This window comes from Psychrobacter sp. CX14, from assembly GCF_057396205.2.
This window is the reverse complement of the sequence record NZ_CM183187.1, coordinates 2,948,055-2,965,382: the sequence shown is the minus strand read 5'-3', so window position 1 is coordinate 2,965,382 and position 17,328 is coordinate 2,948,055. Positions and strand designations below refer to the sequence as shown.

Sequence of the window (17,328 nt, the reverse complement as noted above, 5' to 3'; positions counted from 1 at the left end):
GTCCATGACTCTTTTTTGGTTGCAGACAAAGTGGTTTAAAATGGTTTTGATTATTTAATTAGCCAAACACATATTTTGCGACCATACCTAGACAAACGAGCACAATAACAGGACGGATAATCTTACTACCGCCTTTGACCACCATATGTGACCCTGCATAAGCACCAATGGTTTGCCCAACCATCATGGCTAATCCAACCTTCCATAATACATTGCCACCAATAATAAAGAATATTAAAGAAGCAATATTGGTCGATAAGTTTAAGACTTTGGCGGTACCTGTGGCTGCGATAATTTGGCGTCCGCGTAGCGCAACATTACCTAGGGCAAAGAACATGCCCGTTCCTGGGCCGACATAGCCATCATAAAAACCGATTAGTGGGGTTACGAGTCGTTGCCACATAGATTCTGATATCCTCGGTTCGGCTTCTACTTCACCCAAACTTGGCGCAAATAATGTGTATATGCCAATGGCTGCAATTAAAAAGGGAATCAGCTTTTCTAGCATATCGGGTGGTGATAATTGAACAGCGATAGTGCCTATCACAGCGCCAATAAAGGCACCAGCAATGGCTAACTTGATTTGACGTGGGTCGACCACGCCTTTTCTTATCATCGTAATAGAGGCAGCAAAAGCGCCAGACGCAGCTTGAAGTTTGTTGGTGCCAAGGGTTAAAACGGGAGGAATATTAGCAAGTAACATCGCTGGGATAGTTAGTAGACCACCACCACCTGCGATGGCGTCAATAAAGCCGGCAACAGCAGCCACTGCTGTCAGCATCAAAATGATCTCAAGTGATAAGGAGACGTCCATAGTCACACCCTAGAATTCGTTAAATATGGTTGATTAAATTATTTGTTAAATTTGGCGCATTTATACCAATGACACAAAACCGATGAATTATAGCACGCTGCGAATGACGAGATAGCGATGATAGAGCTGCTCATTTAGATTGTTTTCTGAGTAAATATAAAGCGATTAAGTCGTGAGCTATAGAAATTTAAGTTGAATATTGACTATATATAAGAATGCTAGAAATGAGGGTAGTAAAAGGAGTAGACCGCACTAATTGATAATAGTTGGCACAATTAGGTAACCAAATTTTATCTCGATTAGTACCTCTTTTCTGCTACCATAAATACAAAATATTGACACTTATAAATGACTTAAATAGCTTTATGGGTCGTAAATCACCCACTAGAAAGACAGAGAGGACACATGCTTGTACAAAAATTAAAGAGGTTTTTTGCTTTTGAGGCAGCGGGAGGTATAGTACTTGCCTTCGCCGCTATTGCCGCCATGATAGTGGCGAACTCGCCGCTGCATGATTGGTATACCTCCTTTATCCACGCACCAGTGGTTGTACAGGTAGGGGAGTTGGTCATCAGTAAAGATGCGCATCACTGGATTAATGATGGGCTAATGGCGGTGTTTTTCTTCTTAGTAGGGCTTGAGCTCAAGCGGGAGGTATTGGTCGGTGAGCTCTCCAATATCAAGCAGATTATCTTACCGGCAGCCGCAGCAGTGGGCGGTATGATAGTACCGGCTTTGGTTTATTCCGCCTTTAACCACTCTAATCCGGCGCATTTAGCCGGTTGGGCTATTCCAGCGGCTACAGATATTGCGTTTGCCATTGGTATCTTAAGTCTACTGGGTAGCCGAGTACCCAATTCGCTAAAAATATTCTTGGTGTCTATCGCTATCTTTGATGATATCGGTGCCATCTTGATTATCGCTTTATTCTATACTAGTGATTTATCGTTGACCGCATTAATGGTTGCCGGACTGTGTTTACCCTTTTTATATATTCTAAATCGCCGCAACGTCACCTCGATTACACCGTATATTTTCTTTGGTATTATTATGTGGATTGCGGTCTTAAAGTCAGGGGTGCATGCGACTTTAGCTGGCGTGATACTGGCGTTGTTCATTCCTATGGTCGATGCCGATGACCCAGAGCATTCGCCGCTAGAAGACCTTGAGCATGATTTGCATGGTACGGTTGCCTTTGCAATTTTACCGCTGTTTGCTTTTGCCAATGCAGGCATCTCTCTGAAAGGCGCAGGCTTCGATCAGCTATTTCACTCAGTGCCTTTTGGTATCGCGGCCGGTTTATTCATCGGTAAGCAGGTCGGTATTATGCTGATGTGCTGGATGATTATTAAGTTTGGTTTGGCGCAATTGCCAAATGGTACCAACTTTAAGCAAATTTATGGCGTGTCGTTACTATGTGGTGTCGGTTTCACAATGAGTTTATTCATTAGTGGTCTGGCATTTGGCGGTGTTACCGAAGGCTTTGATCCGCGTTTGGGTATTATCCTAGGCTCGATTATCTCAGGTATTACTGGTTATTTATTGCTTAAAACCACACTAAAAGATGATACAGACAGTACCGCTTTAGATTTAACCAAAGTATAAACGGATTTAAGTAAACGCCCAAATTTGGGCGTTTATATTATCAAGGAGAAAAAGAGGATGATGCGATTATTGGCAGTAGCAGCTATCAGCGCAGCCGTATTAACAGGGTGTGCTACTTTATCAAAAGAAGAATGCATGACCGGTAATTGGCAGGCAATTGGTTTTGCCGATGGCGCAGCAGGGCATAGCTCAGATTATCTTAATCAACATAATAAAGCCTGTGCAAAGGCCGGCGTGGCGCCTAATTATCAAATGTGGGAAAGAGGCCGACAGGAAGGGTTAAAGCAGTACTGCACCAAATCTAATGCCTATCAGCTTGGCAGACGCGGCACTCAAATAAGCGCAGTATGTCCTGCATTAATCACTCCAGAGCTTGAGCGGATTAATGCTGATGGGCGTAAATATTATGGACTGAACAAGCAGCTGGCTATCGAAGAGAAACGCCTTGAGGAGTATCAAGAAGAGTACCGAAAATTGCGTGAAGGCCATAATTTAGACTTTAAGAATGAGCGAGAAGCGCGAACCTATTTATTGCAGATGCCAAAGAAAGCGCAGGCTATCGATACGCGTATTAATAATATTAAGCAAGCACTTACTTATCTAGAAGAGAATTACGGATATTAGAAATCGCCACTAAATAAGATAGTTAATAGGCTAGATAATTTAAATTGATTGAATTATTTAGGTATAGTATTTAGTTAAGCTAATACTGTTTACTACAATTAAATTTTGATTACATAACTTAATCAAAATTATGAATTAAGCACCAAAAGTGACGATAAACGATAACAGACAAATATTCAATTCTATCTATAATTGTTGATAATTAATGATTTGTTGAACATAACACGACACATTGGTTCAAGATTGACTAGAGTGCGGCTGATAGGTTTAGATAATTAAATAAACTGAGTATAAAAATAAGCCTCTAGTGAATCAGATGTTAGATTCCAACTCTTTTCTTTAAACCTATAAACTCATGGAGCTTATTTATGAAAAAATTACTTGCTTTACTACCTGTTAGTGTTGCATTAGCCGCTTGTGCAACTGGTCAAACTCACACCAACTCTACTACTGCAGAACAACAGGTCAACAAAGCTTATGATCGCATGGCACCAGAGCGCTTTGTATGTGAAGATAATGCTACTGTGATGCCAAAGTATTCACTAGATGGTCAACAAGCTATGGTGACCGCAAGCTTACCTAAAGCAAACTGGAACAACCAAACGTTGGTTATGAATATCGCTCCTTCTGGCTCAGGTGCGCGTTATGTTAATTCGGATAACTCTAACGTTACTTATGAATGGCATACCAAAGCAGATAGCGGTCTTATGGGCCTTACATGGGCTGACGGTAATGAATATATCGTCAATTGTGAACGTCAATAAGCCAATAAATAAAATTATCTAAATTTTATTGTTAGGTTTTTATAATGATCCCCAACAGCCATTGTTCATTGAACAATGGCTGTTTTATTGTTCAGGTAACAGTGGTTTAATAAAAGCCAAGTTTTTCTATCTTATTTTTTATGGTCTGTTATAATACATCGCTTGGTAAACCAGACGATCGCCGTTTTGTATTATACAGAAGGGAGGAAAGTCCGGGCTACATAAGGCAGCGTGCCAGCTAACGGCTGGGCGGGGTAACCCGACGACAAGTGCAGCAGAGAGAAGACCGCCTCAATAAAAGCTTTAGAGCTTAGCTCTTAAGTGAAGAGGTAAGGGTGAAAGGGTGCGGTAAGAGCGCACCGCATGGCTGGTAACAGCTCATGGCAAGGTAAACTCCACGCGTAGCAAGACCAAATAGGTGTCCATTACTTGTCGCCTGCAGGGGACACGGGTAGGTTGCTCGAGCGTACTGGCAACGGTACGCCTAGATGAATGATCGTTCTCGACAGAACCCGGCTTATCGGTTTACCAATACTATTTTGTACGGTCTTTTAGTAAGATAAAAACAACGCAAAATTGGCTGTTTATTATCTGCTTTAGTCATTAATTTAAATTAAATGCGATTTAGGGGTTGACGGCTTAAGTAATTTTAAGCATAATACCGCCCTCAAATGGCGATGTAGCTCAGCTGGTTAGAGCGCACGACTCATAATCGTGAGGTCAAGAGTTCAAGTCTCTTCATCGCCACCATATTCGACACTCAGTGTCTAAATTAGCCGATTACTTTACTGAGTAGTTGGCTTTTTTTATGCCTATTCAAAATACTTAAGCTTTTCTCTATGCTCGGCAGTTTATCTACTCCTTTTATCAAGACGGCCGACAGTTAGAGCGGCCTTTCATCACTGCCAATTCGCATTTCATTTATACCACTTACAAGATAGCTTAAAGCTGTTAGAATAGCGGGTACTAATATACTTTATTTATCCATTTCTGAACTTAACAACGTAGGTAGCCGCAAGACGTGACCGCATTAGCAAATATTCGAAATTTCTCAATCATTGCCCATATTGACCATGGTAAGTCTACCTTGGCTGATCGCTTTATTCAGACTTGTGGTGCGCTACAAGATCGTGAAATGCAGGCGCAAGTTCTAGACTCAATGGATATCGAGCGTGAGCGCGGTATCACCATTAAAGCACAGTCCGTGACTCTGTATTATGATCATCCCAATGGTGAGCGCTATCAGTTAAACTTTATTGATACGCCAGGTCACGTTGATTTCTCTTATGAAGTATCACGCTCATTAGCCGCTTGTGAAGGTGCGCTTTTGGTCGTTGACGCGGCGCAAGGCGTGGAAGCACAGTCTGTTGCCAACTGCTATACCGCAGTTGATTTAGGTCTGGAAGTTCTGCCTGTACTAAATAAAATTGACTTGCCGCAGGTTGAGCCTGAACGTGTGATTCAAGAAATTGAAGACATTATTGGTATTGAAGCTGATGATGCACCGCGCGTTTCTGCTAAATCGGGTCTGGGTGTCGATGAGCTACTTGAAGCCTTGGTAGAGCGTATTCCTGCACCCACAGGTGACCGTGAAGCCCCTTTACAAGCTTTGATTATTGACTCTTGGTTCGATAACTATTTAGGCGTGGTGTCTTTGGTACGTGTGCGTCAAGGCACGCTGACCAAGGGTGATAAGATTTTAATCAAATCAACCATGGACTCACACTTAGTGTCATCAACCGGTGTGTTTACACCGAAACCGCTTGAAACTGGCAAATTAGAAGCCGGTGAAGTGGGCTTTGTGATTGCCGGTATTAAAGATATTCATGGTGCGCCAGTGGGCGATACTATTACCCATGCCAAAACACCAGATGTAGATTTAATTCCAGGGTTTAAACAAATTACCCCTCAGGTCTATGCCGGTTTGTTCCCTGTTGACTCCAGTGACTTTGAAAAATTCCGTGAAGCGCTACAGAAGCTACAAATTAACGATTCTGCCTTATTTTTCGAGCCAGATACGTCAGATGCGCTAGGTTTCGGTTTCCGCTGTGGCTTCTTAGGTATGCTGCACATGGAGATTATCCAAGAGCGCCTAGAACGTGAATATAATCTTGACTTAATTACTACCGCACCGTCGGTTATTTATGAGATTAAGAAGAAAAACGGTGAGGTATTATTAATTGATAACCCATCTAGACTACCAGATCCAGGCTTCGTTGAAGAGTTCCGTGAGCCGATTGCCCGCTGTCACATTTTAGTGCCTCAGGACTATTTAGGTAACGTGATGACCTTATGTATGGAGCGCCGCGGTGTTCAGGTCGATATGCGCTTTATGGGTAAGCAAGTTCAGTTGATTTTTGATATTCCACTGGGCGAAGTGGTTATGGATTTCTTTGATAGATTGAAGTCTGTGTCACGTGGCTTTGCCTCTCTTGATTACGAATTTGACCGTTATGAAGTAGACAAACTGGTTAAAGTCGATGTTCTGATTAACGGCGATAAAGTCGATGCGCTTGCTATGATTTGCCATCAAGAACAAGCCCGTTATCGTGGTAATCAGCTGGTTGAGAAGATGAAAGAGCTGATTCCTCGTCAGATGTTTGATGTTGCGATTCAGGCGGCTATTGGCAGTCAAGTTATTGCCAGAAGTACAGTTAAAGCCATGCGTAAAGATGTTCTTGCCAAGTGTTATGGCGGTGACGTGTCTCGTAAGAAGAAACTGCTTTCTAAACAGAAAGAGGGTAAGAAGCGCATGAAGCAAGTGGGTAGTGTTGAGATTCCACAAGAAGCCTTCCTTGCCGTGTTACAAGTTGATAATCAATAACTCAAAGCAGTTATAATATGATAATGACCGCTATGCTGATTTGATTAAACAATATTGAACCGTAAAGGGCAAAAGTATCAAGCGACCAAATAAGCAAAGGGCTGGACAAAGTGAGTATGCGCATCGTGCAAATAGTTAAGAGGTTAGGGCTGTAATATGGACTTTGATTTTAATGTAATTTTAGTGCCGGTAACCTTAATTCTTGGGTTGATTTGGCTGCTTGATAAGTTATGGTTTAAACAGCATAAAAGCGGTAGCACGGCTACTAGTAAAGAGGTCAATGCTGCTCAAAAAAACCTAGCCACAAAAAAACAAGCTTATATTGATGCGCTTGCACAGTATGGTCATCAGCAAGATATTGCAAACACAGACTTAGATGCTGTTGTCGTTGATGATGCGCCTATGCCAGTTAAGCAGGCGGAGCGAGAATATCGTGAGGCCAAGCGACAAGCAAATATTGCTACCTCGACCCAGTTATCGAAGCCATCAAATGAGAACTTTTTAATTCGTTGGGCACACGATTACTTCCCTGTATTAGCCGTGGTATTGATTGTGCGCTCTTTTATCATTGAGCCGTTTAATATTCCATCGTCCTCTATGGTGCCAGCGCTATATACCGGCGATTTCGTGGCAGTCAATAAATACGCTTATGGTATTCGTTTGCCACTAACTTATAATAAGGTTATCGAAACCGGTGATCCTGAGCATGGCGATGTGGTGGTTTTCCGTTATCCTGAAAACCCTAAGGTTTACTACATTAAACGTGTGATTGGTTTGCCAGGCGATACGGTAAGCTTTAATAATGGTCAGTTATCTGTTAATGGTACAGAGGTACCGACCAAAGCTGTTAACTTTAGTGCGGACGAGTCATTAACAGAGCGTTTATATACGCCTGTTAAAGGCAGTGACCCGAGTCGTGAGTGGGATCTATCGCCACAAGACGCGATTCGTGTGGCACAAGAGGAGGAGAGTGGAGCAAGCTATTATCAAGAACAGCTTGGCGAGCATACTTATCTACGCCGTTACTTAGCTCCGAGCCTACAGCAAGGCGGTTATTCAGAGTTTTTAGAGCAGCCGATGACCCATGAAGGCGGCTGGGAAGTTACCGTTCCTGAAGACAGCTACTTTGTGATGGGTGATAACTCAGACCGTAGTGAAGATGGACGCTATTGGGGCTTTGTTCCAGATGAGAACCTAGCCGGTAAAGCGGTTTATGTATGGATGCATAAAAAGCCTGGCTTTAATTTACCAACCTTTAGTTATAATCGCTCTATTGATTAATGGCGATCTAAAAACTCAGCGATGAAATGGAGTACAATAGCGGTAACACAAACTGTTTTATCGTTTATTGACTAATTGTCCTGTACTGTTGAATGAAATGGTAGTAGGGCAAATTATCCTAAATACATCCAATATAACTCAACTTCATTCACTAAATACGTTGTATTTATCCTCCCATGGATTAGATAACTGCGACTAACGTGCCCAATACCTATGCCAAAAACCTTTGAGAAAAAAAGTGGTGACAGTAATAAAATTATTGAGATGGCTGAAATAGCGAGTAAATCAAAGCAGCCGCCTAAGCAGCGTTATACTAATTTTGAACAAGGCTTGCCAGTATTACAAAAGCAGCTAGGCTATAAATTTGAAGACATCAGCCTAGTCAAACTGGCATTAACTCATCGCTCATTTGATGGCAAAATCAACTACGAGCGCTTGGAGTTTTTAGGCGATGCCTTATTAGGTATGATTATTGGTGAGGCCTTATATTACCAATATCCTAAGCAGGATGAAGGTCGCTTAACGCGTATGCGTGCCACACTGGTACGTCAAGAATCGTTAGTACTCGTGGCACAAAAACTAAATCTATCATCGCATCTGATTTTGGGTGTGGGTGAGCGCAAAGGCGGCGGACGTGAACGCGCCTCTATTTTGGCGGATACCGTAGAGTCTTTGATTGGTGCTATTTATCTAGATAGCCAGAATATTGACATCGTCAAAGCATGCGTCCTTGATTGGTTTGCAGAGCTGATTGATAACGTTAACGATCAGCGTGTACTAAAAGATGCGAAAAGCCGACTACAAGAGTGGCTACAAGGCTATAAGTTTGAATTGCCTAATTACGATTTGTTAGAAACCCAAGGCAATGCGCCAAACCAGATATTCGTTGTGCGCTGTGAAGTAGATGTGCCGCATAGCAAGGCAATTATTGAATCTGGTGAAAGCCGCCGTATCGCTGAACAAAAGACTGCTGAGAAAATGATTAATCAGCTAAACAAACTGGTCAACGACCGCATTATTAAAGTAAAAGCCTAGGGTCTGTTGAACATTCGAATACTAGGACTGCTGACAGCTAAAATTGTTCCAAACTAGGCGTAAACCGACGATAATGTCTAGACCTTAGCTAGGTTTATAACAACGTTTGGGGCAATTTTAGCATCAGCCTCACTCGAGCACAGCTCTCGCCTTGCGAACGGGCAAAGCAGTGCTTTGCTTAATCCGTTCTCAGGGGCGGGACTGTTTTTTGTCAATATATTGCGAAATTTTTTAACTTAGAATGACTAAGCGTCAAAAACTTCCCTGCCTATTGCCTAAAAAACAGCCTCCGCCAGCTCCACATTTGAATGTTCAACAGACCCTAATATGGGTGTAAATGTAGCATAAGTTTTTACGCTTGATACTTATACTAACCAACATTGAATACATTTTAAATTTTAAACAGACTATTCAAAGCACGTCATAGTGCTTTTGTAATTACGAAATCGGATAATATTATATATGACAAACGCACCACAAGATAACACTGACTTAAACGCTGAAAACGAAGTAAGTCAGGACCTAAGCGAACCAACAGACAATGTGGTTGATAGCTTTTTTAATAACAATGTTGCAGGCGGCTCTGACGACTATCGTTCAGGCTATGTCGCTATTGTTGGTCGTCCAAACGTAGGCAAATCAACCTTGATGAACCACATGTTAGGGCAAAAGCTGTCGATTACTTCACGTAAGCCGCAAACGACTCGTCACCGTATCCACGGTATTTTATCAAATGAAGACATGCAGGCGGTGTTTGTTGACACACCTGGTATTCATAGCAATGAGGTGCGTTTGATTAATGAGCGCATGAACAAAGCAGCTATTTCAGCTTTAGTGGATGTTGATCTGGTACTGTTTGTGGTTGATGGCGAGCAGTGGCGTGAAGATGATTTATTAACGCTAGAAAAAATTGGCGAAACCAACACGCCCGTTGTGTTGGTTATTAACAAAGCCGATACTATCAAAGACAAAGGCTCAATTCTGCCCTTGATTGAAACATATAACGAGAATTTTGAATTCGCTGATATTGTGCCAGTTTCTGCATTGAAGAATCAGAACCTAGATCGCTTGAAAGAAGTAATTTACTCGCATTTACCACAAGGCGCGCCGATCTTTGATACCGAACAAATCACGGATCGCAGTGAGCGTTTCTTGGCTAGTGAAATTATTCGCGAAAAAATCATGCGTCAGTCAGGCGATGAAGTACCATATGATTTAACGGTACAGATTGATGAATTTAAAGATGAGCCTGCGCATATTGATCCTAAAACAGGCCGTAAGCGTAAAGCGGTTACCTTTATTGATGCGACTATCTTCGTTGAGCGTAATGGTCAAAAAGCCATTGTTATTGGTGATAAAGGCTCACGTATTAAACAGGTCGGTATTGCCGCGCGTGAAGATATGGAAGCCTTATTTGAGCGCAAAATCATGCTTAACCTATGGGTGAAAGTGAAGCAGGGTTGGTCGGATGATGCGCGTGCACTCAGCAGCCTAGGCTACTAGAATTAATAAAAGAACAGGGATGTTAAATAGTTATGGCCAATTTTGATATAGCGAGTTTACCGTTATCTCCTACTCTAGTTTTTAGACTATAGTGGGTGAGCGCCCATGCGTAACGAGCCATTAAATGCTTATAGCCTGCATCAAAGACCTTATCAAGATAAGCGGACAATCTATTATTTATTGACCAAAGAGCATGGCGTACTGCATGGAATTGGTAAAAAAGGTATCCCGCAGTTCGTGCCACTTACGCTATTCGCCACAGGTAAAAAGTCTCTTAAAAACTTTCAAAGCGTTAATATTGCAGAAGCGGTACCCAGTCTGATTGGCCAACAACAATACGCTGCCTTGTATGTGAATGAAATTACGCTGAAATTGCTGCCAGTAGAAGACAGTGTACCGACTATCTATAAGCAGTATAGTGAAACGATGCAGCAGCTACAGCAGCCGCTCAGTCGTGATGCACTGAAATTAGTGCTGCGCGTCTATGAGTATGTGTTATTTACTGAACTAGGATTTGCGATTGATTTAGAGCAAGACAATCAACAAGCTAAGATTGAAGCTGATCAATGGTATCGCTTTGGTGCAGATAATGGTTGGACGCTGATATTGCCTTCTCATTCAGAGTTCTTTGAAGTAAGTAATACCGACACTAGCTCTGAGTCAGCTACGCCGCCACTTTCAAATAATGCTATGCAAGCACCCACGTTGCTGGGCAAGTCGATTATTACAATGCGCTCAGGCATTAATTTGCAAACACTCAATGATTGGTCGCTTGTGCATAAGCAACTGATTGACCATCTATTTGACTATCAGCCGCTTCAAAGCCGTATTTTATGGCAACAATTTTATCGCTATCAGTAGCTTATATTTTGTTATTTAAAAATAGGTTTGTACGAGATAAGCGATGCTAGATGCTAATCTGTGGACTCACACTTCCTGTAACTCCCAATATTTATTATTCAACTATAATTATAACTTTATAGGATAGCTTGTATGACAACTCAAACTCTTCCTTTGCTAGGCGTAAATATTGATCACGTGGCAACTCTGCGTCAGGCACGTGGTGTGAATTATCCTGATCCGGTAGAAGCTGCTTTGGTTTGTGAGCAAGCTGGCGCTGATGGCATTACTCTACATTTGCGTGAAGACAGACGCCATATACAGGATAATGACGTTTACCTCATGAAGCCCAAACTTAAAACACGTATGAACTTAGAGATGGCGATGACATCAGAGATGCTCGATATTGCACGTGATGTGAAGCCTGAATGGGTATGTTTGGTACCTGAAAAGCGTGAAGAGCTAACCACAGAAGGTGGTCTAAATGTCGCTGTTCAAGTCGAGGCGCTTACGACATACATTCAAAAGCTGCATGAAGTTGGTATTAAAGTATCGTTGTTTATTGACCCAGAGCCTGCACAAATAGAGGCAGCTATCGCTGCTAAGGCCGACGCTGTCGAGTTGCATACCGGTCAGTATGCGCAAGCGACATTAATAGAGAATAACTCATCAGATATCGATAGAGAGTTTCATAGAATCAAATCAGCGGTTGCTTATGCGCACGATTTAAATGAGGGTTTAATCGTTAACGCAGGTCATGGATTAACGCGAGATAATGTGACGGCTATTGCCAATATTGAGGGTATCTATGAGCTAAATATTGGTCACGCGCTAATCGCTGACAGTGTGTTTATGGGTCTAGAAGGTGCAGTCAAAGCAATGCGGCAAGCGATGCATCAATAAGCTCATTGCCTGAGAGTTAAGGACAGCCAGTTGCCACAAGCGCAGGAGATTTGTAGCGATAATTGCCATGCTGATTAATAGAAATCTGATACATATTTGTGTTTAAGCCGTTATTAGGACAGTATTTGATATGCCCAAAGTGTCCACGTGGCAACCCCGTATCTGCATAAAACTTAATATAGTCACGCCGCCCTGCTCTTAAATAGATCTGCCCATAATCTAAATCTAGTGACTGCTTACTTAAAATTGTATCTATGGCACTATCGAATTTATTATTTAAATTATGATCGGTGAAGGTTAATAGATACTCAGAGTTATTTTTTTGGCAGAGGTTATTATTACTGGCAGGGCAGAATATAACGTTTTGATGACGTATTAAGCTTTCTGCCTTAGCCTGCCTAAAACCGTTAATAATATGACGTTGCACCTCGTCTGCCTCATAAGCTCGAAGAGTAGAGATGAACGATGGAATGGCAATAGCACTTAAAATCGCTAAAATAGCGATGGTCAATATTAATTCTAGGAAGGTAAAACCTCTTTGCAGTGACCGTATTGGCAGATAACGAATAGGTCTGGCACTGTTTGTCATACAAAGGCCTTAAAAGAATCAGCGGAAGAGTAACAGGAAGGCGTCTGCTGATTATAGACAGCCGTGATTGAATCTATTGAGTCATGGTAAATAGGTGAATATTTAATATACTCAGTTAAGCATGATGGTATTGATTAAAAGTTAATTATAACTTAATGTCAAATTTTGTTACATTTAGTGAAAAATGTCTGTCAAAAGATAGAAGTATTTTGTCACATGTATTAGAATTGCCATTAATAACTGATGAAACACATAACTATTTTTAGACTATTATCTTAATTAACTTAATTTATTGTCCTTTCCACTACCAATCTATCTGTCACATATTTAGATTGTGGCTACTAAGTATATCTATAGTACCTTTGTGTATGTAAAGAGACAGAGTCAAAAAAATATGTTGTAAAATATTTAATTTGTATATAAGCTATTATGCGATAGTGTAAATTAGTGTCCAACTCTATTTTAGTGAGTAGGGTGTCTACAAATTAGAGATACAAGTGTTTTTTGCACACAAACCGTCCCTTGGAGGAAGTTTATGAAACTTAACAAAATTACTTTAGCTATACTTGCTGCGGCAACTGCTGTACCAATGATGGCATCTGCTGGTGTAACAGTGAGCCCATTACTATTAGGTTACCATTACACTGAAGCTGACGATGATGACTATGCAAAGGAAGTTGGCTTCTATCAAGAAGATGATCTATATACTGGTGCTGCACTAGGTATCGAACTAACCCCATCAACTCAGTTTCAAATTGAGTACGGTGTTACTGACTCTGATGCTTTAAATCGCAATGATGACAAAATTGGTGATGCTGAGCGTGAAATGATCACTGGTAACTTCCTAATTGGTTTCGATCAATTCTCAGGCTACCGTGATTCTGCATTCCGTCCATACGCTTTAATCGGTGCTGGTCAGCAGAAACTTGAAATTAAAGATTCAAGTGGTAACAAGGCTGAAACTAAAGATACTATCGGTAACCTAGGTCTTGGTGCTATGTACCGCATCAATGACGCTTTAAGCCTACGTGGTGAAGCGCGTGCTATCCATAACTTTGACCATGATTTATGGGACTATATGGGTCTAGCTGGTCTAGAAGTTGTTCTAGGCGGTCACTTAGCTCCTGCAGTTGTTGCACCACCACAAGCTGAACCACAACCAGTAGTTGAGCCAACTCCAGTTATTATCGTTGAAGCTGACCAAGATTCAGACAATGATGGCGTAATCGACAAGTTAGATCAGTGCCCTAACACTCCAGCTAACGTAGTTGTTGATGAGAATGGTTGTCCACAACAAGTTCAGATCGATGACGAACTGAAAATGGAACTACGTGTGTTCTTCGATAACGACAAATCAGTTATCAAAGATCAGTACAAGCCAGAAATTGCTAAAGTAGCAGAGAAGATGCGCGAGTATCCTAACTCTTCAGCTAGCATCGAAGGTCACGCCTCTAAGACTGGTCCTTCAGCACGTTATAACCAACGTTTATCTGAAGCACGTGCTATCGCTGTTAAGACTGCACTTACTAACGAATTCGGTGTTGCTCCTAACCGTTTAAGCACTATTGGTTACGGTTACGACCGTCCAATCGCGCCAAACGATACAGAAGAAGGTCGTGCAATGAACCGTCGTGTATATGCTGTTATCACTGGTAACAAAACCATGACTGTTGACCAAACTAAAGATATGAAAGTACAATAATATCTTAAGTTGTTTTAGTAGTTATTTATAAAAAAAGCTGCCTAATTGGTGGCTTTTTTTATTTTTATCAAAAGTAGCTTTTTCATGTTTTCTTAACGAAGCTGTAAAATGAGTTTATAAACTGTCACATAATAGTGCTATACTGCAGCCCTGAAAATAAGTTACTAATTATTACCCGCAAAAATATTGAGTCTTTAAAATTATGTCTAACGAAATACAAAACTTACGCAATATCGCTATCATAGCTCACGTTGACCACGGTAAAACGACCCTAGTTGATAAACTATTACATCAATCAGGTACTTTTGACGAACGTGCTAATATTGCGGAACGCGCAATGGATTCAGGCGCAATTGAGCAAGAACGTGGAATCACGATTCTAGCGAAAAATACTGCTATCAAATGGCAGCACCCTAAAAGAGATATCGAATACCGTATTAATATCGTAGATACCCCAGGTCACGCCGACTTCGGTGGTGAAGTAGAACGCGTTATGTCTATGGTTGACTGCGTACTACTTGTTGTAGATGCTATTGATGGCCCTATGCCACAAACACGCTTTGTAACCCAAAAAGCTTTCGAACAAGGCTTAAAGCCAATTGTTGTTATTAATAAGATTGACCGTCCAGGTTCGCGCCCTGATTGGGTAATGGATCAAATATTTGATCTGTTTGATAACTTAGGCGCAACCGATGAACAGTTAGATTTCCATGTGGTTTATGCCTCAGCACTAAATGGTATCGCTGGCCTTAGCGCTGATGATCTTGCTGATGATATGACGCCCCTGTTTGAAACCATTGTTGATGTTGTAGAGCCACCACAAGTGGATGCGGAGGCACCTTTCCGTATGCAAATCTCGAGCCTTGATTATAACAGCTTCGTTGGTGTTATTGGTATTGGCCGTATTGAACGTGGCCGCGTTAAAACAAACACACCGGTTACAGTTGTCGATAAAGAAGGCAATACTCGTAACGGCCGTATCTTAAAAATCATGGGTTATCATGGTCTAGATCGTGTTGATGTTGATGATGCACAAGCAGGCGATATCGTTTGTATTACTGGTATCGACTCTTTGAATATTTCAGATACGATCTGTGATCCTAACCATGTAGAAGCCTTGCCACCGCTAACTGTGGATGAGCCAACGGTTTCTATGACCTTCCAAGTAAATAACTCACCATTTGCTGGCCGTGAAGGTAAGTTCGTAACGTCACGTAATATTCGTGAGCGTTTAGAGCGTGAATTGATTCATAACGTAGCATTACGTGTTGAAGATACAGAGTCTGCTGAGAAGTTCAAAGTATCTGGTCGAGGCGAGCTTCACTTATCAGTACTTATCGAAAACATGCGTCGTGAAGGCTTTGAGCTTGGTGTGTCACGTCCAGAAGTTATTGTTAAAGAAGTAGATGGTAAACTACAAGAGCCGTATGAAAACGTTATTTTTGATGTAGAAGAACAGCATCAAGGCGCGATTATGGAGCAGGTAGGCCTACGTAAAGGCGAGATGACAGATATGCAATTAGACGGTAAAGGCCGTATGCGTATTGAAGCTGTTATGCCTGCACGTGGTCTTATTGGTTTCCGTTCTGAGTTCCTAACGTTGACTTCAGGTTCAGGTATCCTAACCTCTAGCTTCTCGCATTATGGTCCACAGAAAATAGGTGAAGTTGGCGGCCGTACTAATGGTGTTCTAGTATCAATGGCCAACGGTGTTTGCCTAGGTTATGCACTATTTAACCTACAAAAACGCGGTAAACTATTTGCTGAGCCTCAGCTTGAAGTTTATGAAGGTATGATTGTTGGTCTGAACTCACGTAGTGATGACATGGTTGTTAACCCAACAACAGCTAAACAGTTAACCAACGTACGTGCTAGTGGTACTGACGAAGCGTTGACCTTAGTGCCTGCAATTAAGTTCACACTAGAGCAAGCGCTTGAGTTTATCGAAGATGATGAATTGGTTGAAGTAACGCCTAAATCTATTCGTCTACGTAAAAAGTACTTAACTGAAAGTGAGCGTAAGCGTCACGGTCGTAGCAAAAAAGACAGCTAATTTGTTTTAAGTTTTCTGGGTTACTGTAAGTAAAACAGAAAATGACAGGGTTAACATAGTGATACTATGTTAACCTTTTTCTTGTGTTAAATTGCATAACGCACTTATTATTATGTAATGATATGAATAAAATCATGTAGATTGCCTACAATAATAAGTTGTTACGGATTTAAGAAGTTGTTAATATCTGTTTCCCAATTATATAGTAAAGTTAGTGACCTGAATAACGCTATTTATCAAACTATCGATAGTCAGGTCTATGGAGAAAATGTTCATGAGTATGGTGTCAGAGTTTAAAGAGTTTGCCCTAAAAGGCAACGTAATGGATTTAGCAGTGGGTGTAATCATTGGTGGCGCATTTGCTACGATTACCACCTCATTGGTTGAAGACATTATTATGCCAATCGTTGCCGCTATCTTCGGTGGTCAAATTAATTTCAAGAATATGTTCTTTGTCTTAGGAGATATTCCTGAAGGCGTTGCGCGAAACTATGATGCTTTAAAGGCAGCGGGTGTGCCGATATTAGCGTATGGTAGCTTCATTACCGTATTAATTAACTTTTTAATCTTGGCGTTTATTATCTTTATGCTAGTGAAAGGTATGAATAACTTACGTCGCAAAAATAAGGTTGAAGAAGGGGTTGAAGAACCGTCAGAAGAAGTATTATTACTTCGTGAAATTAGCGCGAAATTAAATAAATAAGTATTTTGAGCTAAGCCAACTTATTATTTACTGGTATATATTAGATAAAAAAGAGACCCAATTGGGTCTCTTTTTTATGTGCGCTACG

14 protein-coding genes, 1 tRNA gene and 1 other RNA gene are annotated in these 17,328 nt (G+C 41.3%); 14 read left to right on the top strand and 2 right to left on the bottom strand.

The features are described from left to right. Positions 1 to 58: 58 nt before the first annotated feature. Positions 59 to 814: a TSUP family transporter gene (locus AC2SLO_RS11645; RefSeq protein ID WP_486541669.1), complete on the bottom strand. Its 756-nt coding sequence runs from the start codon at positions 812 to 814 to the stop codon at positions 59 to 61. Between the two features lie 405 nt (positions 815 to 1,219). Between AC2SLO_RS11645 and nhaA the strand changes: the two genes are divergently transcribed. The 11 genes from nhaA (at position 1,220) to pdxJ (ending at position 12,193) form a co-directional block, all read left to right on the top strand. Then, positions 1,220 to 2,419: a Na+/H+ antiporter NhaA gene (gene nhaA, locus AC2SLO_RS11640; RefSeq protein WP_486541671.1), complete on the top strand. Its 1,200-nt coding sequence runs from the start codon at positions 1,220 to 1,222 to the stop codon at positions 2,417 to 2,419. Between the two features lie 57 nt (positions 2,420 to 2,476). Continuing rightward, entirely contained in the window at positions 2,477 to 3,043 is a 567-nt protein-coding gene (locus AC2SLO_RS11635; protein WP_486541673.1) for a DUF2799 domain-containing protein, read from the top strand. 368 nt (positions 3,044 to 3,411) lie between these two features. Further along, positions 3,412 to 3,807 carry an MliC family protein gene (locus tag AC2SLO_RS11630; protein WP_486541675.1) on the top strand — a complete coding sequence of 132 codons (396 nt, stop codon included), beginning with the start codon at positions 3,412 to 3,414 and terminating at the stop codon, positions 3,805 to 3,807. A gap of 162 nt (positions 3,808 to 3,969) precedes the next feature. Then, positions 3,970 to 4,343: RNase P RNA component class A (gene rnpB, locus AC2SLO_RS11625), an RNA gene on the top strand. A gap of 137 nt (positions 4,344 to 4,480) precedes the next feature. After that, positions 4,481 to 4,557, top strand: a tRNA-Met gene (locus tag AC2SLO_RS11620). Between the two features lie 271 nt (positions 4,558 to 4,828). After that, positions 4,829 to 6,631 (top strand): translation elongation factor 4, encoded by a 1,803-nt coding sequence (gene lepA / locus AC2SLO_RS11615; protein WP_486541677.1) that lies wholly within the window; start codon positions 4,829 to 4,831, stop codon positions 6,629 to 6,631. A 156-nt stretch (positions 6,632 to 6,787) separates the two neighbouring features. Further along, on the top strand, positions 6,788 to 7,912 hold the full coding sequence (gene lepB, locus AC2SLO_RS11610; protein ID WP_486541679.1) for a signal peptidase I: 1,125 nt from the start codon (positions 6,788 to 6,790) through the stop codon (positions 7,910 to 7,912). A gap of 213 nt (positions 7,913 to 8,125) precedes the next feature. After that, the gene (gene rnc / locus AC2SLO_RS11605) at positions 8,126 to 8,947 is read left to right on the top strand and encodes a ribonuclease III (RefSeq protein WP_486541681.1); all 822 of its coding nucleotides are present in this window, start codon (positions 8,126 to 8,128) and stop codon (positions 8,945 to 8,947) included. A gap of 462 nt (positions 8,948 to 9,409) precedes the next feature. After that, entirely contained in the window at positions 9,410 to 10,450 is a 1,041-nt protein-coding gene (gene era / locus AC2SLO_RS11600; RefSeq protein WP_486541683.1) for a GTPase Era, read from the top strand. Between the two features lie 105 nt (positions 10,451 to 10,555). Further along, positions 10,556 to 11,311 (top strand): DNA repair protein RecO, encoded by a 756-nt coding sequence (gene recO, locus AC2SLO_RS11595; RefSeq protein ID WP_486541685.1) that lies wholly within the window; start codon positions 10,556 to 10,558, stop codon positions 11,309 to 11,311. 132 nt (positions 11,312 to 11,443) lie between these two features. Next, complete coding sequence (gene pdxJ / locus AC2SLO_RS11590; RefSeq protein ID WP_486541687.1) at positions 11,444 to 12,193, top strand: pyridoxine 5'-phosphate synthase; 750 nt, start codon at positions 11,444 to 11,446, stop codon at positions 12,191 to 12,193. Between the two features lie 16 nt (positions 12,194 to 12,209). Here pdxJ and AC2SLO_RS11585 read toward each other — a convergent pair whose 3' ends face one another. Beyond that, the gene (locus AC2SLO_RS11585) at positions 12,210 to 12,782 is read right to left on the bottom strand and encodes a pilus assembly FimT family protein (RefSeq protein ID WP_486541689.1); all 573 of its coding nucleotides are present in this window, start codon (positions 12,780 to 12,782) and stop codon (positions 12,210 to 12,212) included. 535 nt (positions 12,783 to 13,317) lie between these two features. Here AC2SLO_RS11585 and AC2SLO_RS11580 point away from each other — a divergent pair. The 3 genes from AC2SLO_RS11580 (at position 13,318) to mscL (ending at position 17,240) form a co-directional block, all read left to right on the top strand. Next, positions 13,318 to 14,484: an OmpA family protein gene (locus tag AC2SLO_RS11580; RefSeq protein ID WP_486541691.1), complete on the top strand. Its 1,167-nt coding sequence runs from the start codon at positions 13,318 to 13,320 to the stop codon at positions 14,482 to 14,484. Between the two features lie 202 nt (positions 14,485 to 14,686). After that, positions 14,687 to 16,537 (top strand): translational GTPase TypA, encoded by a 1,851-nt coding sequence (gene typA, locus AC2SLO_RS11575; RefSeq protein WP_486541693.1) that lies wholly within the window; start codon positions 14,687 to 14,689, stop codon positions 16,535 to 16,537. Positions 16,538 to 16,811: 274 nt separating this feature from the next. Further along, the gene (mscL, locus tag AC2SLO_RS11570) at positions 16,812 to 17,240 is read left to right on the top strand and encodes a large conductance mechanosensitive channel protein MscL (RefSeq protein WP_486541695.1); all 429 of its coding nucleotides are present in this window, start codon (positions 16,812 to 16,814) and stop codon (positions 17,238 to 17,240) included. The last annotated feature ends 88 nt before the right edge of the window (positions 17,241 to 17,328 follow it).